Consider the following 26,338-nt stretch of genomic DNA (forward strand, 5'->3'; position numbering starts at 1 on the left):
GCATTCACATCGTTGGCGGCGGTAACTGAGTTGGGTTGTCGCCGTTGAGGATCTGTTTCATTCGATGCTCGATATGTCCCTTCCATTCCGGGTGCGTCAGTACGTAGAAACGTTCTTCGTGAATGGCCTGCACCACCTGCTCGCCGATGGCTCGCGGGCTGGTGCCGAGCGCGAATTCCTTCCGCGCGGCGTCGATATCCCAGCCGTCCGGGCGCGGGCCGGCCTCGGGAAAACGGGTAGGCCGATTGCGTTCGGCATCGAAGATGTTCGTGGCGACCACGCCGGGGCAAAGCACGGATATCCGTGGCTTGAAACCACCGCCGACCAGTTCGTGATGGATAGTTTCCGATAGCGCGACAACCGCCGCCTTGGTAGCGCCGTACAGCGAGCTGCCGCCGAGCAAGGCGGCAATCGACGCCGTATTGACGATGTGCGCCTCCTCTCCCTGTTCGATCATGATCGGCAGAAAGATGCTGTGCCCGTGCACAACACCCATCAGATTGACGCCGAGAATCCACTCCCAGTCATCGAGCGTGCTGTCCCAGGACGGTCGACCGCCGGAATAGATCCCCGCGTTATTGCACAGAACATGCACGGCCCCATACTTTTCCAGCGTCGCCTCGGCCAGCCCCGTAACATCGTCCGGCGCCGAAACATCCGCCACCACCGCATGCACATCCGCACCGGCATTCCGCAATTCGGCAGTCGTGGCATGCAGCGCATCCACCTCCAAATCACTCAACACAACCCGCATCCCCGCATCGGCAAATGCTTCGGCCATGCCCCGCCCGATCCCACTGGCCGCCCCCGTGATCACAGCGACTTTGCCCTGCAGATCGTCCATTTTCCCCTCCACCCTGTGTCCGGACCTAGATCGGTCCACAGAGTAAGAGAGCAACGCGTGCAATACATCGTCCTGCAGGCCGATGTATTGCGACCGTTGTCCAGGCTAAAATGAAGCGGGGACAAGAACTGCCGCGTCCCAGCGTGCCGCGTACTGAACGCTGGCTAGCCCTCCCCGTCCTGCGATGCAGGCAATCGCTTCCGCAGCAGATCGACCACAACGTCGAGGGTTTCCGAGTTCTGCCGCACCACAACCGTCAGCTCAGCCACTTGCCCTTCGAGCCGACCCACCCGCGCAGGCAGATCTGCGAGCTTGTCCACTCGTTCTGTCAGGTGGTCCATTCGTCCGGACAGGCCGTCCACTCGACCTGTCAGCTCGTCCACTCGTGCTGGTAGTGGTGCCAAGTCCGCTAGCTGCGTAACTACTTCTCCGAGAAGCTTTTCCACCCGGTTCAACCGGTGCCCGTGTTGTCGTTGGGTGGCGAGCAGCACACCGAACTGCCGACCGGACGTCGCCTCCAGCCGTTGGAGCCGGGTGTCGATGCCGCGGACCGTGCAGCTGGTCTCGGTAACCTTCTGGTTGGTCTTGGTGCTGAGTTCGTACAGTCCGTCTACGTCGCCGCGGAGCTGATGCATCACGCGGTCGGTTGGTGTGCTCCCCATGCCTGGAAACAGTAGGCGGCCGTGCGAGCGAGATCGAGGCCTTTCCGCGATCTGTGGATAACTCTTTGACCTGTGGATATCCCGTGCCTCACACCGCGCGGAGACGGTTGCGACTCGCGTACACGTGCTCGGCGATGAGGGTGGCGATCCGGTCCGGCGCCTCGAGCATCGGGACGTGCCCGACCCCGTGCACCACGATGCGGTCGGCGGACTCGGGAAGTTCCTTCAGATAGCGGCGGGCGTAGACGCGGTTGGGGATGACGCGGTCGTATTCGGACAGCAGCAGCCGCACCGGTGTCGTCAACGTGGACAGGTCTTCCTGCTCGGGCCCGCGCATGCTGCCGACGATGAACGGAAGCATGGACGGGCAGTGCAGCGCGGCCATGATGGCGGCGGCGGTGTCGCGGCGGGACACCGCGGCCGCGTTCTTGCTGAGCGCCAGCAGGGCGAAGCGCTGGGCGATCGGATTGTTGACCGCGAAACCGCCCAGCCGCTTGCCGATTTCGACGATCGGCACCAGCGACAGGAACTTCAGGCTGATCCGCAGCTGAGTGAGCGAGGGCGCGTGCCAGCCACCGGCCGGGGCGACGAGGGTGAGCGTGCGGGCCCGGCCGCGCCGGGCGAGTTCGACACCGACCCAGCCACCGAGCGAGTTGCCCGCGATGTGGCAGGTGCGCCAGCCGAGTTCGTCGAGCTGATCCTCGATGCGGTCGGCCAGCGAGTGCACGTCGACCGACCAGCCGTCCGCGAGCTCGCCACCCCAGTGACCCGCGAAGGCGGGCGCGTATACCTCGCACTGGCTCGACAGCCGCGTCGCCGTCTGCTCCCAGCAGTGCGGCGACATCATGAAGCCGTGCAACAGGAGCAGCGGATCACCGGAGCCCATATGCAATGCCTTGACGGCCTTGGGTAGCTCCGGCTTGACCTTGGTCTTGACCGGCGGACGAGCGGCGCTGGTGGCGCGTTGTGCGGCGGCGGGGGACTTGGAGGTGTCAGACGGCATCGTCATCACCCTTTTCTGGACGGCGGTGTCCGAGGAAGTTCATCTGACCAGCATTGTACGGTCGTGCAGTGGCCTACATCATTTCGACTGTGAACGTAAATGGCGTCCGCGCGGCCGCGGGCAAAGGCATGCTCGCCTGGCTCGCCGCGACGGAGGCCGACATCGTCTGTGTCCAAGAGACGAGGGCCACCGACGAGCAGACCAGAGCGGCGCTGGCGCCCGCGCTAGCCGAGGGCTGGTGGCTGGCGCAGGCCGAGCCGGAGTCCAAGGGCCGAGCCGGTGTCGCGATCCTGTCCAGGCGCGAACCGGACGCGGTCCGAATCGGCTTCGGCAGCAGCGAGTTCGGCGCGTCCGGCCGCTATCTCGAGGCCGACTTCGACGACATCACGGTCGCCAGCGTGTACGTGCACTCCGGGGAGGCGGGCACCACGCGCCAGGACGAAAAGTACCGGTACATGGCCGAACTCGGCGCCTACCTGACCGCCCGCACCGGCGACTTCGTGGTCAGTGGCGACTGGAACATCGCGCACACCGAACTCGACCTGAAGAACTGGAAGGGCAACCGGAAGTCGGCCGGATTCCTCCCCGAGGAGCGCGCCTGGATCGACGAGCTGCTCGCCGCGGGCTACGTCGATGTGGTGCGCCAGCTGCATCCCGCGGTCGAGGGCCCGTACAGCTGGTGGTCCTACCGCGGCCGCGCCTTCGACAACGACACCGGCTGGCGCATCGACTACCAACTCGCCCGCGGCGATCTCGCGGCGCGCGCCAAGCAGGCCGTGGTGGAACGCGCCGCCGCCTACGACCAGCGCTGGTCCGACCATGCGCCGGTCACGGTGCAGTACCGATGAACCTGTCGCCGAAGCGAATTCGCACCCTCGCCGTACTGGGTGCGGTCGCGATCGTGCTGGTCGTCGCCGCGGTCCTCGGCCTGCGCGGCGGCGGCAACGACACCGGCGCGGCCACCACGACGGCCCGCGCCACCAGCGGTGCGCCCGCAACCAGCCAACCTGCGACCGGCGCGCCACGGCCACCGGCGGCCCCGTCGGCCAGTCGCGCACCGGGCGTACCCGCCAACGCCTACGACACTCTGCGCGAGATCGACGCGGGCCGCTGGCCCGATTCGGCGAACGCCCCCGGCACCAAGGGCGGCGACCGCTGGATGAACCGCGCGGGCACGCTGGCCGCCAAAGATGGCTCGGGCAAACCGATCAGCTACCAGGAGTGGGACGTGAACCCCAAGCAGCGCGGCCGATCCAGGGACGCCGAGCGCATCGTCACCGGCAGCGACGGATCGGCCTGGTACACCGGGGACCACTACGAAACCTTCACGAGGATGCGCTGATGACCAAGGTAATCCCGTTGTCGCAGTTCCTGGCTCGCCCGATCGATGCCGATCCGCGCGCGCAGCAGATCGCCAAGGATGCGCCCGCACTCGGCGCGGCCACCGTCGACGCCGCCGAGCTGAGCAGCCTGCGCTACCGTGCGCCGTCCGGCTATCTGGTGCGCGAATTGCGTGGCACGAAGATGCGGACGGTCGCGCGGGTATTCGACGAAGTGGCCGCGGCCCTGCAGTTTCCGTACTACTTCGGGCAGAACAAAGACGCCTTCGACGAATGCCTGCGTGATCTGGACGATTTCGTCGGCGACGGCACGGGATACGTTGTGGTGATCCGTGATTCGGCGGATCTGCTGGCCGAGCAGCCCGCCGAGCGGGCCTGGTTCGCCGAGGCGATGCGCGACTGCGCCGACCACTGGTCGCGCAAGGGCATCCCGTTCCGCGTTGTGCTGCAAGGCGAATCGACCGGCTTGCACGACGTTTCGCTGGAACTCTGAAACGGTCACGCCAACCGGCGTGCCAGATCCTCACCGAGCAGGACGAACACATCGGTGGTGTGCTCTATCAGTTCGTCGCGGGTGAGCGGCAATTCGCCTTGTAACCACGCGGTGAGCGTCTGCACCAGGCCGCCGACCAGATAGTTGGCCCGGAAGTCGATCGCCGGATCAGAGTCGGGGTCATCGATCCCGTAGAAATCGATCCCCTCGGCCGCGACCATCCGCGCGAACACCCGCACCGTTTCCGTGGTGCGGGCCCGCAACTCCGGCGTCGCCATCCCGGCGACCAGCGTGACCTTCGCCTTGCGCGGATCGTCGGTGAGCAGGTGGATGCCCGCCGCGATCGCGGCCCGCGCCGTACTCCGCGAGTCCTTCGGCGCGCCACCGACCGCCGCCACGATCGCGATCGCCAGTTCCTCGGCGATCGTGTCGACGAGCGCGGTCAGCACCGCATCACGGCTGTCGAAGCTCTCGTAGTAATACCGCTCATTGAGCCCGGCTTGCGCGCACAGTCCCGACACGGTCAGCTTGGCCAGTCCCTGCTCACCGATGATTTCCAACGCGGCCTCCAGCAACGCCGCGCGTCGCTGCGCCCGCCGCTCGTCCGCGGAGATCCCGCCATAAGTCCGCTGCGCTGGCCCACCCGTCACCCGACCGCCGCCCCTCACGGAATCGCTTCGCGATGCAGTCATGTCCCGATTCTGGCACGCCACGTATCTGGCAGAGAGTATTGCCAGATCGGAGAATCTGGCGGATGCTGTTGCCAGATGCTCTCGACGAGGAGGCAGCAATGTCCGAGCCCGGCTACTTCAGCGACCACTCCATGGCCCGGCGGGTAATGAGCAAGCGCGCGGTCGGCCTGACCTACGGCCAGCGTGCCCTGGTCATCGGCGCGGTGCACCCGCTGCTCTACGTCGGCACCGCGGAGAACACCGAGCATCGGATGACGCCGTACACCCGGCTAGCGCTCACCGGCCACCTGTTCGAGGCGGTCTTCCTCGGCAGCAAGGACGAGGCCGATCGCGCTCTCGAGTTCACCACGAAGAAGCACGCGAAGGTCCGCGGCGCCTTGCCGGAAGACGCCGGGGCGCACCACCCGGCGGGCACCGGCTATTCCGCACTCGATCCGCACCTGATGTATATGACGATGGCGTTCACCTTCGACTCCGCCGAGGTCATGTACGACCTACTGGTCCGCACCCTGACCGACGGCGAGCGTGAGGACCTGTACCAGGACTACGTCCGCTGGGCCGAGCTGTTCGGCATGCCCGCCGATGCGGCGCCGGGCAGCTACCCGGAGTTCCGCGCCTCCTTCGACGCCTACCTCGCCTCCGACGAGCTGTTCCTCACCGACGAGGCGCGGCTGGTCGGCTCCTACCTGGCCGGGCAGCGCGTGCCGTATCCGCAGCGGATGCCGCTGCAACAGGTCACCTCCGCGTTCTTCCTGCTGGTGCAGGGCAGTCTGCCGCCGCGAATCCGGCAGATGTACGGCATGCGCTGGGGGAGGGCCGACCAGGTCGCCTACCGGGCGCTCGCCCAGGCCGTGCGCACCGCGCATCTGGCGCCGCCACTGCTGCCGCCGGTGTTGCGCGGGACTCTGCTCGGCCCGAGCGCGCCGGTCTACAAGCTCGTTTCGCGGCGTGAGCATCAGCTGGTCACCAAGGGGCGGCCGAGTATGCCGGGGGTGGACCCGCGTAACTGGGTGGAGCGAAATTCCGCTTGAGAGGCATGGAAAGATCGGGGCATGTCCGTTCCTGCAGAAACCCCGGCCGCTGAGCGCAAGCAGCGGGTCCTTTCCGGGATCCAGCCCACCGGTACCTCGTTCCACCTCGGCAACTACCTTGGGGCGCTGCAGTACTGGGTGACCATGCAGGACGACTACGACGCGCTGTACTTCATCCCGAACCTGCACGCGATCACCGTGCCGCAGGATCCGAAGGCGCTGCGGGCGCAGACCAAGGCCGCCGCCGCGCAGCTGCTCGCGCTCGGCATCGACCCGAAGAAGTCGACGCTGTTCGTGCAGAGCCAGGTGCCCGAGCATGCCGAGCTGGCCTGGGTGCTCAGCTGCATCACCGGCTTCGGCGAGGCGAGCCGGATGACCCAGTTCAAGGACAAGTCGGTCAAGCAGGGTTCGGACAACGCCTCGGTCGGGCTGTTCACCTATCCGGTGCTGATGGCGTCGGACATCCTGCTCTACCGCCCGCATCAGGTACCGGTCGGTGAGGATCAGCGCCAGCACCTCGAGCTGACCCGAAACCTGGCGCAGCGCTTCAACACCCGGTTCAAGAAGACGTTCGTCGTGCCCGAGGCGCACATCGAAAAGGGCACCGCCAAGATCTACGACCTGCAGGATCCGACCTCGAAGATGAGCAAGTCGGCCGCCTCCGACGCGGGCCTGATCAACCTGCTCGACGATCCGAAGATCACCGCCAAACGAGTCCGTTCTGCGGTCACCGACACCGAGCGCGAGATCCGCTACGACCCGGAGCAGAAGCCGGGCGTCAGCAACCTGTTGGTGATCCTGAGCTCGCTGACCGGCAACCCGATCGTCACGCTCGAAAAGGACTACGCGGGCAAGGGCTACGGCGACCTGAAATCCGACGTCGCCGACGCGCTGGTCGAATTTGTCACGCCATTGCAGGCGAAGGTGCAAGAGTATTTGTCGGATCAGGGCGAACTCGACCGTATCCTCGCCGCCGGTGCCGAGCGCGCGCGAGAGATCGCTAGCAACACTCTCGCACAGGTATACGACCGCGTGGGCCTACTGTCCCGCTAGCGGTCGGCACCTGCGAGATCTCTCCTGAAGGGGCGAACTGGTGCAGGTGATCGACAACGTCAAGGCCGGGATCGAACGACGGATCCAGGCGCTGCCATGGCTGGACCATCTGGTGCGCGCGGGCGGGCGGTATCAGCGGCAACGCGGCGACTACTACGCGGCGGGCATCACGTATTTCACGGTGCTGTCGCTGTTTCCGTTGCTGATGGTCGCCTTCGCGATCGCGGGTTTCGTGCTGTCGAGCCATCCGGAATTGCTCAGCGAACTACAGACCAAGATCGTCGACAATGTCCCCGGTTCGCTCGGCACCCAGCTGAACGACCTCATCGATCAGGCCGTCGAGTCCCGCGGCACCGTCGGCATCCTCGGTCTGCTGGCCGGGCTCTACACCGGTCTCGGCTGGATGGCCAACCTGCGCGCGGCGCTGACCGAGCAGTGGGAGCAGAAGAGCGAGGACCAGAACTGGTTCCTGGCCAAGCTGTCCGATCTCGGCGCGCTGCTCGGCCTCGGTCTGGCCTTCGTTGTCTCCCTTGGCCTTTCCGCGCTCGCGTCCAGCACCCTCGGCGCCCGGCTGCTGATCAGCGTCGGCCTCTCGCACCTGCCCGGTGCCCGCCTGCTGCTGGCGCTGGTGTCGATCCTGCTCGGCTTCCTCGCCTCCTGGGCGGTGTTCGCCTGGATCATCGCCCGGCTGCCGCGCGAACCGGTCACCCTGGCCAGCGCCGCCAAGGCCGCCGCACTCGCCGCCGTGGTCTTCGAGGTCTTCAAGTTCGTCGCCTCGATCTACCTGCAAAAGGTGCTGAGCAGCCCCGCGGGCGCCGCCTTCGGTTCGATCATCGGCCTGATGGTCTTCAGCTACGTCACCTACCGCATCATCCTGTTCGCCACCGCCTGGGCCGCCACTGCCTCCGACAACGAGCCCGAAGCGGATATCCCTGCACCCCCCGCCGCCATCATCGCCCCCCGCACCTCCGCCCGCGAACTCTCGCTCGGCGCGGGAGCCACCTTCTTCGGCGCAGGAGCCCTTGCCGCCCTAGTCCTTTCGAGTCTGCGCCGCCCCCGCGGCCGGTGAACCGCGGTCGGGCAGCACATCTCGCCGTCGCACCGCGGGTAGAAAATAGTCTCCGATCTGGTCCGGACCAGCTCCATTACCAAAGATGCCGAGCGGAAGGTATACGTCGAACAACCACACCGCCAACAGGCGGCCGAACGATGGGTACTTACCGTCCTGCGGGCGGATGACGACCAAGCCGAACAGCGCCTTGCCAATCGTCGTGTGGAATATCGACTGGATGACAATCCGGTCGAATGCGGAGGCGGCGAGGAAGAAGCCCACCGCCACAACGGGATTGACACCGAGGTGCTGCCAGTCGTGCCGCGTGACAGCGTCCGGGGAGAACTCAGGACTCACGGCGATCGCGGCTCCAACGCCGCATCCCACGTGGATGATCCAATCAATGATGAAGGCGAGTGTGCGCCGCAGTATGCGTGGTGACGGGTACCTGGCATCGCCGTTCTCGCCATGCCGTTTCGGCTGTCCCTGCGATTCGCCCACAAGCTCCATCGAGGTGTGTCCACGCTGCCGGGTCAGCTGATACTCGGGACGCGATAATGTGCTCCGATCCGGCTGCTCACGCGAGTCGTTCGTTCTGAAGGTGAGTTGAGGCGGTGTTCTGGAACCGGAGCGGTAGGCGTAACGCAGATCGCCACCGCCAGGCCTGGAGATGATGCCGTACTTCATCGGGTCGCCGGCGAACCAGATCTCGGAAGTGTCGTGGTTCACCAGCTTTCCGATATCTTTGGGCCAGGTGCTCAATATGAGCGTAGACACGGGCTTGCGATTCTGATCGAGCAGTTGCACCCATTCGTAGCGGCTGGTGGCGATGTAATGCACTGGCCACGCCGACCAGGGGTAGCGCTTCAGTGCTTTCCGTCTTCTCCGGTTGATCCACAGCAGTACTCCGCCGAGGATCAGGCCGACCGTCATACTGGCTGCCGACAGATTTATACCCAGCGAAACCAGCGTCCCCAGGTTCTTCGAGGTGACCCGGGGTTGGATGTCGATCAAGGCCACCGTGAGCGGCAAGCATCCGAGGCCGATCAGGAAGAGTAGCCAGCGCCTGACCCTGCCTTTCCGCATCGCGACCATGGTCTCCGGGCAGGATTTAGCGGGCGATGACTCGATTGCATTGTCGGGCATGGTCATTGGCTCACAGATCCAGCGAGGAGGGCGTACTGGATCGGGCTGCCGAAGTTGCGAAGTTCACCGATGCTGCCATGGCAGCGATCACTGGAACAAATTCCTCGCCATCCTCTATGAATGAAGTAGACAAGTCGATAGCGGCAATGGCAGCACCGTCTGATGAAGGAACAATCGCTTCTAGCTGGTACACCTTCGCATCGAGATCGGAGGATGTTCGACCGGGAAGGTCGGGAGCGGGGAGCGTACGCACTCTGTCGAGCATCAGAATTGTCCGGCCCGACACTTCTATGAGCTCAACATTCTTGAAGGTCTCGCCGCCGGTGCTTCTTGCCGTCAGTATGTCGGCCAGGGCCAAGCGCGGATTCCTCCGTTCGCCGTACTCATTCAACGAGACGATCAGATTGGACGATATAGACCGGCCGTCGGCAGATGAATGTCGGCCGAGACCGCAGTAGACGGCGTTCAGCTGGGTTGCTCGAGCAAGTAGTACTTTCAGTGCCTGCAGTACGGCAGGCGCCGCTGAACTCACTGTGCCGCAGCCGATCTGGGTGAACACGGCTTCCGTTTGTGTCACCGAACGATCGATATCGTTGAGCGGAAGCCCGATGTATCCGTTTGGTATATCGATTGCGAGTGACAATGATGGCGGTTTTTCGGCTGATGGCATATCAGTGATCCTGTACCCATGACAAGGCGGGGTTCAGGAGTGAGTTGACGACTTTACCTGAACGGGCGAACAGGTCAACGGCCTCAGTAGTGGCGACTTTGGCGCTTTCCCCGGCCAGTCCTGTCGCTTGGAATACGTTCCGGGTTGCAGTGTTCAGGCTCAGGGCCTCGACAATGTTCGGTACGCCGGGGATCTTTGCTGCGGTGTTTATTGCGCCTCCGGTTATCTTGGACGACAGCAGGGGCTCGTGGGTGACAGCGTTGTACACAGTGCCGCCGATCCGCTCGAGCACCCCCAGCGATTGGGCGGCGTGGGCGCCATCCGCTACAGCTTCGGTACCGCGCAGAAGCCCCCAGCCAACCTTCCCGACCGCAATTCCTGCGCCGCCGACAGGAGCAAGCCCCAATGAATCCAAGCCGACCGTCTTCCACGCATCCAGCTCCCCGTTCTTCAGACCCTCGCGGATTTTCGGATCGGACAAGTCGAGCGCCAGGAGCCCGGCGGTGGCGGTCGCAGCGAATGCAAAGCCGATGATGTCGAACGGTGGGGGTGTCACGAGAGCGACAAGGCTGCCGACTGCAGCGATGATCGAGAGGGCCTGATGAACTCCCTCGCGGTGCTCATCGATCCATTTGCCGACACTCTTCACCGCGTCGACGATACGGTCCCAGATACTCTTGTCCGGCGGGCTCGGGGCAAAATCTTTTGCAGCGGCGTCTAATTCGGTGGCGGCGCGGCGGGCCGTGCTGTCGTGCTGGGTTTCCAGGTCGCGGGCCCGCTGGTGGATGGAGTCGATCTTTCCCTGCCAGTTGTCGACCGCCGTGCTCGCGGATCGGACCTGGGTGGTGGCCGCGTCGAGGCGGGATTGCGCGGCTTGTAGTTCGCCCTGGTCGGTGAACCTCATGTTCGCGAGGGCGAGGTCCGGATTGGACTTGGCGGATTGCAGGGCTGCGACGGCTTGGGTGTGCTGGCCGTTGGCGTCGGCGGCCTCGGCTTCGAGTCCCTTGGCGGTGTCCTGGTAGCCGACGAGGTCGTTGTGCCATTGGTCCAGCACGCCGACAGCGCGTTCCAGGGACTTCTGCGCGTAGCCGAGATCTTGGGCGAGGGTGGCGTCGAAGTTCGCGCGGAAGGCGTCGCCGGCGTCGCCCTTCCAGACGTTGTCGTTGCTGTTACGCAGGCGGGTCAGCAGGTCGTTGGTCTCCCTGACCGCGTCCGCCGATGTGTTGATCTGGGTGCGCAGCCCGGCCACGTCGGTGGGGGCGCCGGGGACCGGATTGAAACCCAGGTTGGGGTAAGGGTTGGCGCTCATGCCTTGGCCTGCGTCTTCCCGTCGATGGCCTGCGCGATCTGCTCGAGCGCCTTGGCAATGGCGTTGTCGACGTCCTGGTAGGCGTCGTGGCACTTGGCGACACCCTCCGCGGTGACCTTGGCGGACTCGCCGATTCGCTCGATCCCGAAATGCCATCGTTGTTGGAAACTCTCGGCCGCGTCGTTGAGTACCGCCGTGCCGATGTCGCCGTGGCCTTCCTTGGTCATCGCCTTCATCGCGTCGTTGAGCACCTGCTCGGCACTGCGCAGCGATTGAACCGTCTTACCTAACACCTCGATGTCCACACCCAGGATCCCGGCCACGTCGACACACCCCTCTCACACACGGCGACCGCACTCGGTCGACGGAAGTCACTTACACAAGCCATAGACGCAGCGCCGCGCCAAACGGTTCCATCGCTGCGAACGTTGCACAGTGAGGGAGCGATTTCCGAACCTCGCACCTCGCGGGCAGGTCCGAACGAGGTGGCGAGGTAGCGGGGAGTCGACCTACCGGCGCCGGTTCATCCGGCGCGCACCGAGGAGCAGGGCGAGGACCAGGATTACGCCGCCGACCACCCAGACGGTCCGGTTGTCGCCGTGCCCTTCCTCGGCCAGCGGCCGGGAGTCCTGCTCCTTCGGAGGTGGGGAGGCAAGGGCGGCACCGGTTTTCGATTGTTTCCGGTCGGGGTCGGGGAGCTTGCCGACGAACATCCCGCGGGGCAGCGCGAAGCCGTAGTCGAGCAGCCGAGCGGCCTGGTCGGCGGGCCGCAACGGCCGGACGTCGGCCTTGAGCAGGGTGACGGCGAGTCGGCGGCCGTCGCGTTCGGCGGCGGCGACGAAGGTCTGCCTGGCGTCGTCGGTGAAGCCGGTCTTGCCGCCGATGGCGCCGTCGTAGTCGTAGAGCAGGTGGTTGTCGTTGCCGATGGGGAAGCCGGGGTGGTCCTTGTCACCCTCGATCTTCGGGTTGGCGGGATAACCGGGGAAGTCCACCTGCTGGGTGTGGATGAGCTCGGCGAACAGCGGGATGGTCATGGCCTCGCGGAACAGTACGGACAGGTCGTAGGCGGAGGTGCTCATGCCTGGCCCGTCCAGGCCGGACGGGCTGGCCGTGCGGGTGTCCAAGGCGCCCAACGACTTCGCGAGCTCGTTCATCTTCGCGACGGTGGCCGTCTCGCCGCCGAGTTGGGTGGCGATGGCATGCGCCGCGTCGTTGCCGGAGGCCATGATCAGGCCCTGCATCAGCTGGCGGTTGGTGTAGCGGCCGCCGGGGCCGATGCCGACCCGGGTGCCGTCGGCGTTCGCGTCGTCCTCGGTGCCGACGACCACCTTGTTCAGATCGAGGGTACGCAGCGCGATCGTGGCGAGCAGCACCTTGATGGTGCTGGCCGGCCGATAGCGGCCGTGCGGGTCCTTGGCGGCGAGTACCTCGCCGGTGTCCAGGTCGGACAGCTGCCAGGCGGTCGCCGAAATGTCCTGCGGTACAGCGGGTCCCCCCTTGGGCAGCACCGCGCCGCACTCGCCGAGCCGACCGCCGCCGACCGGCGGCGTCGGGATGGGCAGCGCCGTCGGCGTCGGCTCCCCGGGCGCCGGGACCTCGGACTCGTCGATCGGCGCCGGCGGCTGCGTCTTCTGCGGGCAGCCGTCGGTATTCGGGGTGGTGAACGGTGTCGTCGGCGTGCTCGGCGGCGGCGCGGCGAACGCCGGAACGGCGGCCGAACCAGCGATCACCGCCAGGGCGGCCAACGCGGAACCGAGGCGGAGTGTGGCGCGGCGGCGCGAGTCCCGGATCTTCATCGTTCGCGAGCCTAGCGATTTGGCGGCAGGTAGGACGAATGCACGCCGAAGCAAGGTATTGACAGAGGCTACTAAATGAGAGCTACTATCAAAAAGTAGCTTCTATCATTTTCGGAGGGGTCATGAAAACAGACGCGACTCGCCGCTGGCTTGCGCTCGGTGCGCTGGCGTTGGCGATGCTGACCATCGGGCTCGACACCACGGTGCTGACCGTGGCGTTGCCGACACTCGCCGTCGACTTGCACGCGAATACCGCTGCGCTGCAATGGTTCACCGGCGCGTACACGCTCGCGCTGGCCGCGCTGATGCTGCCCGCCGGTGCGCTCGGCGACCGCTACGGCCGCAAGAAATTCCTGCTCGGTGCGCTGCTCATCTTCGGCGCCGCGTCGCTGGCCTGCGCGTTCGCGGCCTCGGCCGGTCAGCTCATCGCCGCACGGGTGGTGCTCGGCGTCGGGGCGGCGGCGATGATGCCGCTGTCCATGTCGGTGCTGCCATCCCTGTTCCCCGAGCCCGCGCAACGCCAGCGCGCGCTCACCATCTGGGTGACCTCGACGGCGCTCGGCCTGCCGCTGGGGCCGATCCTCGGCGGCTGGCTGCTGCGGAACTTCTGGTGGGGCTCGGTATTCCTGATCAATGTGCCGATGGTGATCATCGGCGCGCTCGCCGTCTTCGCGCTCGTTCCGGAATCGCGCAGCGCGCACCAAACCCGCATCGACGTCCCCGGCGTGCTGCTCTCGGCCGCTGGCATGCTGGGTCTCACCTACGGTTTCATCCGGATCGGCGACCTCGGCTGGGGCAATGTGTCTGCCTGGGCCACCGTCGTCGCCGGTGTACTGCTGCTCGGCGCCTTCGTGCTCTGGCAGCGCAGGGCGGCGCATCCGCTCATCGATCTCGGGCTCTTCGAAACTGCCGGATTCCGCTGGGGCACCGGGCTTTCCATCGTCGTCAACTTCGCGATGTTCGGCATGTTCTTCACCGTGCCGCAGTATTTCCAGGCGGTGCTCGGAGTGGACGCGCTCGGTAGCGGTCTGCGGTTGTTGCCGCTGATCGGCGGGCTGATCGTCGGCAGCAGGCTGGGTGACATGATCCTGCCGAAGCTGGGGACGCGGGGGCTGCTCGCCCTCGGCTTCGTCTTGCTGGCCGGTGCGCTCGGGCTGGGCGCGATGACCACCGTGGACAGCGGCTACGGCTTCACCGCACTGTGGACGACCATCCTCGGCGCGGGCATGGGTCTGGCGATGCCGACGGCCATGGGGCTGGCGATGGGTGAGCTCACCGCGGAACGTTCCGGTTCCGGATCCGCGTTGATCCAGGCGCTGCGTCAAGCGGGCGGCACCATCGGCGTCGCGGTGCTCGGCACGGTGTTGTCTACCCAGTACCGCTCGGATCTCGGTTCGTTGAACCATGATCCGATCTCCGACGGGGTGAACGCGGGCGTCGCGGCGGCACGCCAGCTCGGCGATGCGGCGGTGCTGCACCAGGTGCAGAGCGCGTTCGTCGGTGGCATGGCCGCGATGCTCTGGGTTTGCGCGATCCTGTGTGCGGCGTCGGCTGTGCTGGCTGCCGTCTTCATCCGATCGAAGCAACCTGCCGAGGTGGCCGTGGAGCGGCTGGATGTCGTGGGTGGCGCCGTGGGTGCCGCCGATAAGCCAGAATCGACTTATGTCAGTTGAATTGTCCGGGGAAGAGCCAGCTGTGCGCGGCCTGCGTGAGCGGAAGAAGGAGCGGACCCGCCGGACGATTCGCGAAGAAGCGTTCCGGCTGTTCCGCACGCAGGGCTACAACGAGACGACCATCGAGCAGATCGCCGCGGCCGCCGAGGTATCGCCGAGCACCTTTTTCCGCTACTTCCCGAGCAAGGAGCAGTTGGTGCTCGCCGATGACCTCGATCCGCTATTGATCGAGGCCATCCGGGCGCAGCCGCCCGACGTTGCGCCGCTGACCGCTTTCCGCAACGCGGTCGAGGCGGTCTTCAACCAGCTGCCCGCAGCGGCGATGGCGTTCGAGCAGGAACGACAGGCGCTGGTCTATCACGTGCCCGAGCTGCGCTCGGCCATCGGCATGGAAATGGAACGCAACATCGAGATGGTCGCCACCGTGATGGCCGAACGGGTCGGTGGTACCACCGATGATTTCGAGATACGGGTATTCGCGGGCGCGTTGACAGGCGCAGGTCTGGCCATCGCGCGCATCACGCCGATGAATCTCGAAAACATCGGCCGGATGCTGGATTTGCTGGAAGCCGGGCTGCCGCTCGGCCACGCCGAACCCGGCGCACCGGACTGAACCCCCGCCCGCCGCGGTCCGGCACCCGCGGCGGGCTCGTCAGGAAGCTACTGTGCCCCGGCCGCACTCGACTGCCGCAGCCGGTCCGGCGTCTCGTCGTCCATCGTCGCGAAGAAGCCGCCGATCACGTCCTCGATCTCGGCGACCGACTCGGCGCAGTACAGGATCGGCTGGTAGTGGGTGATGTCGTAGACCGCGGTGCCCATCACGGCGACGTCGAGCGGTCGCAGGTCGGCCGTCCGGAACTCCTCGATCTCACCGTAGGAGGACAGCAATCCCGCACCGTAACAGCGGACTTCGTCGTCCTCCCGGACCACGCCGAACTCCATCGAGAACCAGAAGACATTCGCGAGGAACTTCAGCGCGGGCTCGGTCTCCAGTCGGCCGACCGCCGCGCCGACCGCCTCGTAGATGGCGGCGAAGCGCGGGCTCGCGATCTGGTTGGCATGGCCGATGATCTCGTGGATGGCGTCGGGCTCGGGGGTGTACAGCGGCGCCGAATGGTGCCGAATGTACTGGGTGGAGTGGAAGGTTCGATCCGCGAACGAGCCGAAGAACTGACGCAGCGGCACCAACCCGGCGGCCGGGGCGTAGCGGAATCCGCTGAGCGGCACCAGCGCCGCCGAGACCTCGTTCAACTGCGGGATGTGGTCCTCGGGCAGCGCGAGTCGCGCCGCGGCCTCGAGCACCTCGCCGCAGGCGTAGGTCTGGTGTTTGCGGGCGAGTTCGGCCGAGGCGATCCGCCAGACCTGTTGTTCCTCGTCGGTGTAGTCGATCTGCGGAACTGGTTTGCCGGGTGCGTAATCGAGCGCGAGCGCGGCGATGGCATTGCGACGGGCCCGGTAGTCCGCGTCGTGCACGCCGGGGTGCTCGTCGCTGAGGTGGACGGTCACATCGCCGTCGCCGGACCGGGTCACCGGTGAGTACAGCTGCGCTTCGGTGAACATACGTCGATGCAATCACCGCTCGGGCCTGCCGACAACAAAAGCCCGCGCAGCTTGGCAAACTGTCTAGCTGGTCGCGCTCGGCTGCGTGATTACCGGCAGCGGACGGCGGATTTCGGCGACGAGCTGACCAGTGGCCGCCGGTACTACACATCCGGCGACGGTGTCCCGATTTGCCAGACATGAGCGGGCGACATGGCGCAAAATGGCGAATGTACGAAGGAGGACGCATGAAATCCGTGCGGATCGATCTCGACCAGAAGTTGCTCGCCGCCGCGGCCGCCGTGATGGGCACCTCGACGAGCAATGCCACGATCAACGAGGCACTGCGCCGGATCGTCGTGCACGAGCGTCAACTGCGTCATCTCGAAAAGCTGGCCGCCACCGCATTGTTCGCGCTGCCGGGTCCCGAAGTCGTGGTCGTCGACGGGTAGGTCAGCGGCTCACGGTTTCGAGCACCGCAGGCCGTCGGTCGGTGGTGTCAGGTCGATCAGATACCTCAGTACGGGTTTGTCGACGCAGGCGATGCCCTCGAACGCGGCGCCGTGCTGGGTGCCCTCGTAGGTGATCAATGCCGCGCCAAGGGTTTTGGCGAGGGTGACGCCGCCCGGGTACGGCGTCGCCGGATCGCCGGTCGCCGCGACCACCACGGTCTTCGGCAGGCCGATCACCTTGGGCACGTGCGGTTGCGCGGTCGGCGGCACCGGCCAGAACGCGCAGGCATCCAGCGGCGCCGTGCCGTTGGCCAGGCCGTCGTCGAAAGCCGGAGCGGCGGTGCGGGATCGGCGTTCGATGTCGGCCGCGACGGCGCGATCGGTCACCCGGACCTCCTCCAGGCAGAGCACCGCGCGGTGCACGTCGTCGGAGGAGGCGTCCTCGTACTCGCCCGCTTCGCCGAGCAGCTCCTCGCTACGGCCCGTTGTCAGCTCGGTCAATCCCTTGGTCAGGCTCGGCCAGGACAAGGGATGGTAGAGCGAGGCGATCGTCGCGGTGGTGACGGCGCCGTAGTCGAGCCCACGGACCGGGTGTTGGATCAGCGGATTGACCAGCGCGCGGTACTTCTCGTTGGCCTTCGTCGGATCGGTGCCGAGCGGGCAGTCCGGCGACTTGGCGCAGTCGGCGGCGTAGGCGTCGAACGCCTGCTGGAAACCGGCGGCGGTGATCACCTCGTCGCCGATGTTCGTGGTGGGGTCGACGGGAGCGTCGAGGACCATGGCGCGCACCCGATCCGGAAACAGCTCGGCATAGGTGGAGCCGAGGCGTGTGCCGTAGGAGCCGCCGAAGTACGTCAGCTTCTGCTCACCGAGCGCGGCTCGGACCACGTCCATGTCGCGGGCCACGTCGACGGTGCCGACGTGCCCGAGCAGCGTCAGCCCGGTGCGCCGCGCGCACGAGTTGGCGTATTCCTCGTTCTCCTCCTCGATCTGGTCGACCTCGGCGAGCGGGTCGGTCCGGCCGAGAACGCGCTGACCCGCCTCGAATTCGGCGACCGTGCGGCAACTGACCCGCGGTGTCGAGGCGCCGAGCCCGCGCACGTCCATCCCGATCACATCGAGACGTTCGGCCACCGGCGACTTCGCCAGGGCCAGCGGCAAGGCCAGCCCCGCCGCGCCGGGCCCGCCGGGGTTGGTCAGCAGCGACGCGACCCTGGTGCCGGTGGCGCGCAGCCGGGAGATCGCGATCCGCGCGGTGTCGCCGTCGGGTTTGCCGTAGTCGATCGGCACCGTCACCCGCGCGCACTCGATCCCGGCCGCGCCGAGCTCAGCGCCGCCCTGGTAGTCGTCGCACGAACCCCACGCCAGCGTTTGCTGGTAGTACCGGTCGAGGGTCGGGACCGGCGGCGCGACCGGGTCCCTGTCGGTGCCGCACGCCGTCACCAGCAGCGCGACCGCGGCGATGACCGCGGGCAGTAGCGTGCCGCGCGTCGATGCCGCGGTTCCCTTGCGCGGTTTGAACATTCATCTGCCCCTGTACTCGATCGACGCACTCAGTGTGCCCGACGGCAGCCGATTCGCAATCGGCAGGATCGGACAACTCGGGCGGCCCCGCGTTCGCGGGCAACATGTCGGTAGGGCCTGGCAGACTCCGTAACACTGTCGCCGTGACCAAGGGGTGGAACGATGCCGGTCTCTCTTATCGATATACCCGTCGAGCAACGGCCGCGCGAGCGCCTGCTCGCACTCGGTCCGCACGCGCTCAGCGATGTCGAATTGCTGGCCTTGCTGTTACGGCACGGCAGGCGCGGCGCCAGCGCGCTCGACCTCGCGGTGGAACTACTCGTCGAACACGGCGGGCTGGCCGGCCTGGCGGCGGCCCGGCCCGAAGAGCTGTCGCGCCGCGCCGGTGTCGGGGTGGCGAAGGCGGCGGCCCTGATCGCCGCGTTCCACCTCGGCTCCCGGGCCCGCGGCGACACCGGCACCCCCGTGCGCCTCGGCGACGCGGCCGATGTCGCCGCCGCGGCCCGCCCGCTGTTCACCGGCGCCCGCGTCGAGCGCCTGCTCGTCCTGGTATGCGACGCGCAGAACCAGTTGCGGCGCAAGGTATTCGTCGCCGAGGGCGCGGTCGATCAGGTCGCGGTCCCGGTCCGCGAAATCCTGAATACCGTGCTGCGCCACGACGGCCGCGCCTTCGCCGTCGTGCACAACCACCCCTCCGGCGACCCGACGCCCAGCCTCGACGACCGCCGCGCCACCACCCTGCTCGCCGAGGCCGCCCGCACCGTCGGCCTCCGCTTCCTCGACCACGTGGTGATCGCGGGCGAAACCTGGTCCAGCGCACCGGCCATCCCCGGCCACCGCTGACGCGGTGCCTGTCGCCAGGTCTCCGCTCGATCCGCCGTGGCCTGGGCGCCTTCATCTTTCGATGGCGGCAGCCTTTGCGTTATGGGCTGGATCGGTGGAACTCCATCCCTGGCGCCACAGTCGTTCGAAGCCATCGAGGAGGAGGTCGAGCGCGAATTCGAACTCGAATTGATCGTCGCAACCCGGCCCGACAACGGACTGTTCGTCGTGGTCCGCCCGGGACGCGATCGCCACGATGTGCGGGTATGTGGACGACATGTCTTGCAGCGCAGCCGATTGCGTCTGCGGATCCAGACTCGGCGAGCTGTCGAACAGCTCCTGGGTGAAGCCGAGCACGCGGCTGCCGAGCGCGTGCATCACATGATGGGTGAGGTCGATCGACAACCCGCCCGCCCGGAACATCCCGATCATCGAATCCAGATAGGCACGCACGGCCGGTGTCGGTGCTGGGCGTGCTTCGATCACCCGCGCCGCCCACACATGTCGCTGGAGAGCTCGCCGCGCCGCAAGGATGCGACCCCGGACCGCGGGCTTCCAGTCCAGGCCGGAGTCGGGCGGACCGATCTCCGCGACCAGCACGTCGACCATGCCGTCCAGCAGTTCGTCCTTGTTCGCGACGTGTTTGTAGAGCGCCATCGGAACGACGTCGAGCCGCTGTGCCAGGTTGCGCATGCTGAGCGAGTCGATGCCGACCTCGTCGGCGAGCGCGATGGCGGCGCGCAGCACTCGATCTCTGTTCAGGCGGGTACGAGGGATGGCTTTGTCCCGGTCGGCCATTGATCCGCTTCCTCTTGACGGGTGTACAGCGTCCACCCTAGTGTTCCCGGCATGAGGTGTACGACGTACACCTCGCGATGAGGAGGAGTCACCATGAACTCGATGCGGGCGACGGCGGTGGTCGCGGGCGTGCTCTTCGTTGTCACGGAGGTCGCCGCGATAGCGGGCCTGGCGCTGTACCGGCCAGTCCTGAACGACGTGAACTACATCGTCGGCGCGGGCACCGACGGTCGGGTGCTGGCGGGTGGGCTATGCGAACTCATCCTCGTCGTGGCCGTCATCGGGACCGCGACCACGCTGTATCCCGTGTTGGAACGACACGGCAAAAGCTTGGCTCTCGGCTACCTTTGCGGTCGACTACTCGAGGGCGCCGTCATCGCGGTCGGCATCGTGAGTGTGCTGTCGGTCGTGACATTGCGACAGAACCTCGCTGGTATCGAGAATCCAACGCTGATCACCGTAGGCAAATCCCTTGTCGCCATACACGACTGGACTTTCCTACTCGGACCGAACTTCATCCTCGGCGCGAACAGCCTCCTGCTCGCCGCCCTGATGTACCGATCTCGGCTGGTACCCCGCCCCATCGCAGTCCTCGGCCTGATCGGCGGTCCACTCATCTGCGCATCGGCGACCGCGGTTCTCTTCGGCCGCTATGACCAACTCTCCCCATGGGGCTCGATTGCTGCCCTGCCGATATTCGCATGGGAGGTCAGCCTTGCGGTGTACCTGATCGTCAAAGGGTTCGAGCAGTCCGCAGATGACATCGTGTCGGTGGAACGGCAACCGGAGACGTCACTCGTTCGAGCGCAATACTCGAACCGCTGACCCGAGACTCAGGACGGGTTCGGGCTGCGCATCACATCGAGGTGGTGATCAATACGCGGCCCGGCTACCGCGGACTGTTGTCGGTCGGGGCGGCCGCGACTCCCGGTTCGGGTTGATGGACCGGGGCATCCGGTTGCCAGGCCGCGGTGACGCCGGGGACTCGGTCCTGCACCACGAAGCTGGCGCGGGTGTGGATGGGGGCGCCGGGGCGGCGGATGTAAGGGACGACGCGGAAGTCGTTGCGCCACAGGGTGTGGTCGAGTTCGACGCGGACGTAGCCGCGTTGGGCGTTGAAGAACTTGAGGTCGGGGTTGGCGGCGAGGAGGTTGCGGCCCGAGTCGGTCATGTCCGCGCCGTCGCCGTTGCTCGAGATCGAGGTGCCGATGAATTCCGATGCTACGACTGGCGATTCGGGGTCGGCGAAGTCGCGGCGCAGGTCGGCGGCGTGGTTCTGATGGCGGTCGCCGGTGATCACGACGAGGTTGGGCACGCCGCGGTCGGCTGCCGCGCCGAGCACGGCGTTGCGGTCGGCGACGTAACCGTCCCACGAGTCGGTGCCGACGGCGGTGATCGGACCGGCGTCCTGATCGGATTGGCCCATCGAAACCTGGTTACCGAGGATCTGCCAGCGGGCAGGAGAGTTGGTGAACCCGTCGATCAGCCAATCACGTTGCTGCGCACCCAGTATCGTGCGATCGGTGGCGAGTCGGTCGGCGCAGTCGATGACGGTGTTGCCGTCGCCGCAGGCCTGCTTGTCGCGATACTGCCGAGTGTCGAGCATGGTGATCTGGGCCAGGTCGCCGAATCCGTAGCGGCGGTGCAGGTGCATGGTCGGACCGGACGGCAGCTGCGCGATGCGCAGCGGCTGGTGTTCGTACATCGCCTGGAAGGCGGCGGCTTTGCGGCGGCGAAAGAGCGCGGGGATGCGGTAGATATCGAATCCGAGCCCGGGGGAGTCGCCTGCCCAGTTGTTGTCGATCTCGTGATCGTCCATGGTGACCAGCCAGGGGAAGGCGGCGTGCGCGGCGCGCAGCGGTTCCTCCGCTTTGACCTGGGCATACCGGAGTCGATATCCGGCCAGATCAACGGCTTCCGCCTGGAATTGCGGTTCCACCGACATGCCCTCGCGGCCGCGGTTCCAGCCACGCTCATAGATGTAATCACCAAGGTGCACAACGAGATCGAGGTCTTCGGCACTCATGTGTTCGTACGCGGTGTAGTAGCCGGAACTCCACGATTGGCAGGAGGCGAACGCGAACCGCATCCGCGTGGTCGGCCGGCCCGGCGGCGGCGCGGTGCGCGTGCGGCCCACCGGTGACAGCACCGACCCCGCGCGGAATCGATAGAAATACCAGCGATCTGGAGCCAGTCCGGTGACCTCCGGATGCACGCTGTGCGCCAGTTCGCGCGTCGCGACCGCGGTACCGCGCGTCACCACCTGCTGGAAGTTCTCGTCATGCGCGACTTCGTATTCCACGGTCACCGGGTGCATCGGCATACCGCCGAGCCCATCGGGAGCGAACGGGTCCGGCGCCAGCCGCGTCCACAGGACAACCCCGTCCGCCGTCGGATCACCCGACGCGACACCGAGGCTGAACGGATCATCGGACCAGCGCGGCACCCGGAACCGCGCACTGCTCACCGCGGCCGCCCCCACCAGCACCGCAGCCGAACCGGCACCCCCGAATCTCAGCAATTGCCGACGAGACAGACCCATACGTCAGGGTATATCGGCGGATGGTTCGCCGATCCGGATCCCGTCGGAGGCGAGCACATCGAAGGCTGCGTTCGTCTTTCGATGCGAACACGCGGTGAGCGTTTGCGACATCATCGTGAGCAAATAGGCGATTGGAACGCTCGCTGCTGGCACGTAGCGTTGCGACATAGCAGCCCGATAGCGAGCGATTGGACGAAAATGACCATTGAGATAGGCGTCATCCTGCCCACCTCGACCCCCGATCCGGCGCGCCCGATCCTGGGCGATGTGCGGGCCAGCGCCCGATTCGCCGAGGAGGTCGGGCTCGATTCGGTCTGGTCCACCGATCACCTGGTGGCGAGCGCGCCGATGTTGGACAGCACCGTCACGCTGGCAACCGCCGCGGCGGTGACCGATCGAATCAGCATCGGCTACAACGTGATTTTGCTGGCGCTGCGTCCGGTCGCCTGGGCGGCAAAGCAGATCAGCACGCTGCAGTATGTGTCCGGCAATCGGCTCATTGTCGGTGTCGGCACCGGGAACCCGGCCCACGGTGACATCGGGTGGCGTGCCGCAGGCGCCTCGTTCGAGGACCGTGGTCGGCACACCGACGAGGCGCTGCGCGTGTTGCCCGGCCTCGTCACCGGACAGCCGACCGCGCTGGCCGACGGGCTCGAGGTGACCCTCGCGCCCGGCTCGGCGATGCCGCCAGTTCTGGTGGCGGGCAACAGCACTCGAGGGCGGCGCCGGGCCGCCACCTATGGCGACGGATGGATCACCATCCAATCGGATCCGGCGCAACTCACCAAGGACATCGCGGAACTCCAGGAGTTCGCGGCACAGCGCGACCGTGCCCCGCTGCCGGTCTCCGTCGTGGCACTCGGTTTGTCGGCGGACGCAGACAAGGCTGCCGATCAAGTGTCCGCGTTTGCGGCACAGGGGGTTTCGCGCGTGATCCTCGTTCCGAACGGTGTGGATTGGCAGCATGACTACGAGTTCGCGGCAAAGGTTCGCGCGGCGGTGTAGATCGGCGGCTGCCCATAATCGCGAAGTCCGCCTTCACCTTTCGATGAGGCGGACTTCGTGTGTTCGGCCGAGGCGGCGGGGTTAGATCGCGGACTGGATCGAGCTGTCTAGGGGGCGGCAGGGTCGACACAGGACAGCTCTGAGCGAGCGTGGCTGGCCGAATGCCGATGCCGCGTTGATCTTCGACGCTGCGGCCGTCCCCTTATGCGGTTCGGCGCCGCGAAATCGGCGGGCTCGGCCGGAATACGCCGCTCCCTGAGTCGGGTGGGTGCAGGGCTGCTGCTTGGCGCAGTGGATGGATCACCATCCATTCGGATCTGGCGCAACTCACCGAGGACATTGCAGAACTCCAAGAGTTCGCGGCGCAGCGCGACCGTGCCCCGCTGCCGGTCTCTGCCGTGGCAGTCGGATTGTCGGCGGATGCGGATCGGCACCCTGATCTGTTGGTCAGGTGGCGGGGCCCAGGCTCAGCGGACGGTATTCCGGCTCGGTAGATTCACTTCCGGTGCTGCCGTTCTTGGCGGTGTTCTTATCCGTGCCCTTGGCGGTGTCAGTGCTTTTACCGGTACGGGTGGCTTCGTCGCCCGCGACGGGTGATGCCGCGCTGAGCGATGCCATTCCCGCACTGCCGGTGGCTATTCCGGCGGCGACACCGGCACCGAGGGCGACGCCGAAGGGGACCGCGGCGACGCTGCCCGAGCCGAGCATGGCGCTGCCGGTGCCCGCCATTGCGGCGAAGGGTGCGGCGGCCGCACCTGCGCCCGCGAGGCTCGCGCTGCCGGTGCCTGCGGCCGCGCTGCCCGCGCCGAGCATGGCCAATGGTGTGCCGAGACCGCCGGTGGCGACACTGCCCGAGGCTCCCGCGGCGGCGCTGCCGGTGCCGAGGAACGCGGCGCCCGCACCGAGGACAACGCCGAGGGGTGCGAGTGCGGCGCTGCCCGTTCCGGCGGCGGCGCTGCCGGTGCCGAGGAACGCGGCCCACGGTGCGGCGGCGACGCTGCCGGTGCCCAGCAGTGCGCTGCCGGTGCCGATCAGGCCGGCCATGCCGAGGCCGAATGCCGCGCCGCCCATGCCGAGTGGGCCCGCGGTGTCGACGAGGCCCGGGTACAGGAGTGTGTTGAGCACGGTGCGACGGGGTGGGGCGAGGGGATTCGTAGCGACGACCGCCGCGGTCGCGTGTGCCGCGACGCAATCGCGGTGTGGCACGGTACTGGTCGGGGCCGACGCTGTCGCGGCCGCGGCGACCAGTGCGGGGCAGGTCAGTACGGTCGCGGCGATGACCGTTCGGAACACGTACATGGGTGAGCGCCTTCCTCCGGGCCACGCACGACGGAGCGCGTCGTGGCCGACGATGTGTCCGGCAACCTGAGAGCACGTCCAAGATCAACTTACCGGCAACGTTCCGATATTTATGGCAAATTGCTATCGAGGCGACGGTGAGCCGGGTTTCCGGCGCGCGGTTAATGTCCAGGACATGGGAATCACGCTCAGCGAAGCCACCATCGCCCTGCTCGACGCCAAGAACTACGCGGTGCTCGCCACCCTCAATGCCGACGGCAGCCCACAGACCTCGGCGATGTGGGTGCTCCGGGACGGCGACGACCTGCTGTTCTCCACGCTGGAAGGCAGGCTCAAGCACCGCAACATGGTGCGTGACCCGCGCGTCAGCGTCACCGTGATCGACTCCGCCGACGGCGAGAGCTACGTCGAGTTGCGCGGCAAGGCGACCATCGTCGACGACAACGATCTCAGTGTCGGCCATCGACTGTCGTGGAAGTACGACGGTAAGGATCATGACCTGCCCGCGCCGGGCCAGGTTCGGGTCGCGGTGCGCGTCGAAGTGGAGAAGGCGACCGGATACGCGGCTTAGGCCGGTGCGGCGTCGCACCTGGGGATAGCCGGGCCGCCACTAGATGATTGATTCCAAGGGGATCAGTGGTCGTAGGCGGTCAGTGATCGGTGTACCGGTGCGCCGGTGGTGTCGTTGTGCCAGATCGCGGCGGTAATCGCCAGGATTCGTTGCAGGACACGCACTATGACTCCGCTGAGGGTGCGTCCACCGTGGCGTTCGAGATCGAGTTGGGCTTTGAACGTCTGGTTGATCGACTCGACGACCTGCCGTAATGGTTTGAACAGGGCGGCGCCAGGTCGTTCGGCTTCGCCCTTGCGAGCCGGCCGCAACAGCTGGATCCCGGTGGCGGCCAACTCGGCCTCGAACCCGGCACCGAAATAGTTCTTGTCGCAGATCAGGGTCTGTCCCGGTCGTTGGGCGGCCAGGGCGGGGTCACCGGCCAGGATACCCATCAGGGTTTCGCGTTCGTCGGCTTTCGCGCCGGTCAGAGCGAAACCGATCGGCAGCCCACCCAGGGTGGCGATCAAGTGCAGCCGCATGCCCCAGAAGAAGCGCGAATGCGAAGCGCAGTAACCGTATTCGGCGTATCCGGCCAGTTCGGAGCGCTTCACCGTTTCGCGGGAGCGCCCGCATTCCACCGGGGTGGAATCGGCGACCCATACATCGTCGGTCCACAGGCTTGTGTCGGTGGCCAGGTGCCGGATGGCGGCGGTGATCAGGGCGGCGGCTTTGCGGAGTCGTTTGTTGTAGCCGGGTTGCTGGGGCAGATACCGGAAGAGATGCCGTAGATGTTTGCGGGCGTAGCGCATCCAGCGGCGCTCGTTGGGGTAGCCCAGCAGGGCCTGCATCACGGCCAGGGCCACCAGTTCGGCGTCGGTCAACTGCGGGGTGAACCCGATCCGAGGGCGGGCAGGCGCCAGATCGGGGCGGGTCTTCACCAAGTCGTCGATCGTGACATAAAGTGCAGTGGCGAGGGTGTCGATTTCATTGCTCACAACCTTGATCTTCGGCGCCCTCGCCTACTTCGTCACATCGAATGCT

28 protein-coding genes are annotated in these 26,338 nt (G+C 66.5%); 13 read left to right on the forward strand and 15 right to left on the reverse strand.

Going from position 1 to position 26,338, the window contains the following annotated elements:
- Positions 1-4: 4 nt before the first annotated feature.
- The 3 genes from ACQPW1_RS06495 to ACQPW1_RS06505 form a co-directional block, all read right to left on the reverse strand.
- Positions 5-844: an SDR family NAD(P)-dependent oxidoreductase gene (locus tag ACQPW1_RS06495; RefSeq protein ID WP_433661832.1), complete on the reverse strand. Its 840-nt coding sequence runs from the start codon at positions 842-844 to the stop codon at positions 5-7.
- 164 nt (positions 845-1,008) lie between these two features.
- The gene (locus ACQPW1_RS06500; protein WP_433661833.1) at positions 1,009-1,506 is read right to left on the reverse strand and encodes a hypothetical protein; all 498 of its coding nucleotides are present in this window, start codon (positions 1,504-1,506) and stop codon (positions 1,009-1,011) included.
- 88 nt (positions 1,507-1,594) lie between these two features.
- A complete protein-coding gene (locus ACQPW1_RS06505; protein ID WP_433661834.1) occupies positions 1,595-2,509 on the reverse strand; it encodes an alpha/beta fold hydrolase in 915 nt (304 codons plus the stop codon).
- Between the two features lie 128 nt (positions 2,510-2,637).
- Between ACQPW1_RS06505 and ACQPW1_RS06510 the strand changes: the two genes are divergently transcribed.
- Genes ACQPW1_RS06510 through ACQPW1_RS06520 form a run of 3 tightly spaced genes read left to right on the forward strand, consistent with a single transcriptional unit; the run spans position 2,638 to position 4,342 of the window.
- Entirely contained in the window at positions 2,638-3,357 is a 720-nt protein-coding gene (locus ACQPW1_RS06510) for an exodeoxyribonuclease III (protein WP_433665169.1), read from the forward strand.
- Positions 3,354-3,851: a ribonuclease domain-containing protein gene (locus tag ACQPW1_RS06515; protein ID WP_433661835.1), complete on the forward strand. Its 498-nt coding sequence runs from the start codon at positions 3,354-3,356 to the stop codon at positions 3,849-3,851. Before ACQPW1_RS06510 ends, ACQPW1_RS06515 begins: the two co-directional genes overlap by 4 nt.
- Positions 3,851-4,342, forward strand: coding sequence for a barstar family protein (locus ACQPW1_RS06520; RefSeq protein WP_433661836.1), 492 nt, complete (start codon positions 3,851-3,853; stop codon positions 4,340-4,342). Before ACQPW1_RS06515 ends, ACQPW1_RS06520 begins: the two co-directional genes overlap by 1 nt.
- A gap of 5 nt (positions 4,343-4,347) precedes the next feature.
- Here ACQPW1_RS06520 and ACQPW1_RS06525 read toward each other — a convergent pair whose 3' ends face one another.
- A complete protein-coding gene (locus ACQPW1_RS06525) occupies positions 4,348-4,992 on the reverse strand; it encodes a TetR/AcrR family transcriptional regulator (RefSeq protein ID WP_433661837.1) in 645 nt (214 codons plus the stop codon).
- Positions 4,993-5,096: 104 nt separating this feature from the next.
- Between ACQPW1_RS06525 and ACQPW1_RS06530 the strand changes: the two genes are divergently transcribed.
- From ACQPW1_RS06530 to yhjD, 3 genes are read left to right on the forward strand one after another with little or no spacing between them, the layout of a single operon-like run.
- Positions 5,097-6,065, forward strand: a complete 969-nt coding sequence (locus ACQPW1_RS06530) for an oxygenase MpaB family protein (RefSeq protein ID WP_433661838.1) — start codon at positions 5,097-5,099, stop codon at positions 6,063-6,065.
- Between the two features lie 21 nt (positions 6,066-6,086).
- The gene (trpS, locus tag ACQPW1_RS06535; protein ID WP_433661839.1) at positions 6,087-7,118 is read left to right on the forward strand and encodes a tryptophan--tRNA ligase; all 1,032 of its coding nucleotides are present in this window, start codon (positions 6,087-6,089) and stop codon (positions 7,116-7,118) included.
- Positions 7,119-7,158: 40 nt separating this feature from the next.
- On the forward strand, positions 7,159-8,187 hold the full coding sequence (gene yhjD, locus ACQPW1_RS06540) for an inner membrane protein YhjD (RefSeq protein WP_433661840.1): 1,029 nt from the start codon (positions 7,159-7,161) through the stop codon (positions 8,185-8,187).
- Here the strand turns inward: yhjD and ACQPW1_RS06545 are convergent.
- The 5 genes from ACQPW1_RS06545 to ACQPW1_RS06565 form a co-directional block, all read right to left on the reverse strand.
- A complete protein-coding gene (locus ACQPW1_RS06545; protein ID WP_433661841.1) occupies positions 8,149-9,321 on the reverse strand; it encodes an RDD family protein in 1,173 nt (390 codons plus the stop codon). The two genes, yhjD and ACQPW1_RS06545, sit on opposite strands and share 39 nt — an antisense overlap.
- Positions 9,322-9,325: 4 nt before the next feature.
- Positions 9,326-9,985 carry a hypothetical protein gene (locus tag ACQPW1_RS06550; RefSeq protein ID WP_433661842.1) on the reverse strand — a complete coding sequence of 220 codons (660 nt, stop codon included), beginning with the start codon at positions 9,983-9,985 and terminating at the stop codon, positions 9,326-9,328.
- 1 nt (position 9,986) lies between these two features.
- On the reverse strand, positions 9,987-11,294 hold the full coding sequence (locus tag ACQPW1_RS06555) for a hypothetical protein (RefSeq protein WP_433661843.1): 1,308 nt from the start codon (positions 11,292-11,294) through the stop codon (positions 9,987-9,989).
- Positions 11,291-11,617 carry a hypothetical protein gene (locus tag ACQPW1_RS06560; protein WP_433661844.1) on the reverse strand — a complete coding sequence of 109 codons (327 nt, stop codon included), beginning with the start codon at positions 11,615-11,617 and terminating at the stop codon, positions 11,291-11,293. The genes ACQPW1_RS06555 and ACQPW1_RS06560 overlap by 4 nt, the downstream gene beginning before the upstream one ends.
- Before the next feature lie 186 nt (positions 11,618-11,803).
- Positions 11,804-13,090 carry a D-alanyl-D-alanine carboxypeptidase family protein gene (locus tag ACQPW1_RS06565; RefSeq protein WP_433661845.1) on the reverse strand — a complete coding sequence of 429 codons (1,287 nt, stop codon included), beginning with the start codon at positions 13,088-13,090 and terminating at the stop codon, positions 11,804-11,806.
- 122 nt (positions 13,091-13,212) lie between these two features.
- Between ACQPW1_RS06565 and ACQPW1_RS06570 the strand changes: the two genes are divergently transcribed.
- Together ACQPW1_RS06570 and ACQPW1_RS06575 are read left to right on the forward strand one after the other, a co-directional pair.
- A complete protein-coding gene (locus ACQPW1_RS06570) occupies positions 13,213-14,763 on the forward strand; it encodes a DHA2 family efflux MFS transporter permease subunit (RefSeq protein WP_433661846.1) in 1,551 nt (516 codons plus the stop codon).
- The gene (locus ACQPW1_RS06575) at positions 14,753-15,376 is read left to right on the forward strand and encodes a TetR family transcriptional regulator (protein WP_433661847.1); all 624 of its coding nucleotides are present in this window, start codon (positions 14,753-14,755) and stop codon (positions 15,374-15,376) included. The genes ACQPW1_RS06570 and ACQPW1_RS06575 overlap by 11 nt, the downstream gene beginning before the upstream one ends.
- Before the next feature lie 47 nt (positions 15,377-15,423).
- Here ACQPW1_RS06575 and ACQPW1_RS06580 read toward each other — a convergent pair whose 3' ends face one another.
- Positions 15,424-16,323, reverse strand: coding sequence for a phenylalanine 4-monooxygenase (locus tag ACQPW1_RS06580; RefSeq protein WP_433661848.1), 900 nt, complete (start codon positions 16,321-16,323; stop codon positions 15,424-15,426).
- A gap of 227 nt (positions 16,324-16,550) precedes the next feature.
- On the opposite strand from ACQPW1_RS06580, the gene ACQPW1_RS06585 reads away from it, so the two are divergent.
- A complete protein-coding gene (locus tag ACQPW1_RS06585) occupies positions 16,551-16,754 on the forward strand; it encodes a type II toxin-antitoxin system VapB family antitoxin (RefSeq protein ID WP_433661849.1) in 204 nt (67 codons plus the stop codon).
- A gap of 9 nt (positions 16,755-16,763) precedes the next feature.
- Here the strand turns inward: ACQPW1_RS06585 and ACQPW1_RS06590 are convergent, their stop codons facing one another.
- Positions 16,764-18,278 carry an alpha/beta hydrolase gene (locus ACQPW1_RS06590; protein ID WP_433661850.1) on the reverse strand — a complete coding sequence of 505 codons (1,515 nt, stop codon included), beginning with the start codon at positions 18,276-18,278 and terminating at the stop codon, positions 16,764-16,766.
- Positions 18,279-18,440: 162 nt separating this feature from the next.
- On the opposite strand from ACQPW1_RS06590, the gene ACQPW1_RS06595 reads away from it, so the two are divergent.
- On the forward strand, positions 18,441-19,121 hold the full coding sequence (locus tag ACQPW1_RS06595; protein ID WP_433661851.1) for a JAB domain-containing protein: 681 nt from the start codon (positions 18,441-18,443) through the stop codon (positions 19,119-19,121).
- A gap of 51 nt (positions 19,122-19,172) precedes the next feature.
- Here ACQPW1_RS06595 and ACQPW1_RS06600 read toward each other — a convergent pair whose 3' ends face one another.
- Entirely contained in the window at positions 19,173-19,898 is a 726-nt protein-coding gene (locus ACQPW1_RS06600) for a TetR/AcrR family transcriptional regulator (protein WP_433661852.1), read from the reverse strand.
- A 93-nt stretch (positions 19,899-19,991) separates the two neighbouring features.
- Between ACQPW1_RS06600 and ACQPW1_RS06605 the strand changes: the two genes are divergently transcribed.
- On the forward strand, positions 19,992-20,723 hold the full coding sequence (locus ACQPW1_RS06605; protein ID WP_433661853.1) for a DUF4386 domain-containing protein: 732 nt from the start codon (positions 19,992-19,994) through the stop codon (positions 20,721-20,723).
- 64 nt (positions 20,724-20,787) lie between these two features.
- Here ACQPW1_RS06605 and ACQPW1_RS06610 read toward each other — a convergent pair whose 3' ends face one another.
- Positions 20,788-22,440: an alkaline phosphatase D family protein gene (locus tag ACQPW1_RS06610; protein ID WP_433661854.1), complete on the reverse strand. Its 1,653-nt coding sequence runs from the start codon at positions 22,438-22,440 to the stop codon at positions 20,788-20,790.
- Positions 22,441-22,638: 198 nt separating this feature from the next.
- On the opposite strand from ACQPW1_RS06610, the gene ACQPW1_RS06615 reads away from it, so the two are divergent.
- Positions 22,639-23,445, forward strand: a complete 807-nt coding sequence (locus ACQPW1_RS06615; RefSeq protein WP_433661855.1) for an LLM class flavin-dependent oxidoreductase — start codon at positions 22,639-22,641, stop codon at positions 23,443-23,445.
- 447 nt (positions 23,446-23,892) lie between these two features.
- On the opposite strand, the gene ACQPW1_RS06620 is transcribed toward ACQPW1_RS06615, so the two are convergent.
- On the reverse strand, positions 23,893-24,744 hold the full coding sequence (locus ACQPW1_RS06620; RefSeq protein WP_433661856.1) for a hypothetical protein: 852 nt from the start codon (positions 24,742-24,744) through the stop codon (positions 23,893-23,895).
- A gap of 175 nt (positions 24,745-24,919) precedes the next feature.
- Here ACQPW1_RS06620 and ACQPW1_RS06625 point away from each other — a divergent pair, with 175 nt between their 5' ends.
- Positions 24,920-25,315, forward strand: coding sequence for a PPOX class F420-dependent oxidoreductase (locus tag ACQPW1_RS06625; protein ID WP_433661857.1), 396 nt, complete (start codon positions 24,920-24,922; stop codon positions 25,313-25,315).
- A gap of 62 nt (positions 25,316-25,377) precedes the next feature.
- Here the strand turns inward: ACQPW1_RS06625 and ACQPW1_RS06630 are convergent, their stop codons facing one another.
- Positions 25,378-26,292 carry an IS982 family transposase gene (locus tag ACQPW1_RS06630; protein ID WP_433654482.1) on the reverse strand — a complete coding sequence of 305 codons (915 nt, stop codon included), beginning with the start codon at positions 26,290-26,292 and terminating at the stop codon, positions 25,378-25,380.
- Positions 26,293-26,338 lie beyond the last annotated feature (46 nt).

This window comes from Nocardia sp. CA-128927 (assembly GCF_050955855.1).
Classification (GTDB): Bacteria; Actinomycetota; Actinomycetes; order Mycobacteriales; family Mycobacteriaceae; genus Nocardia.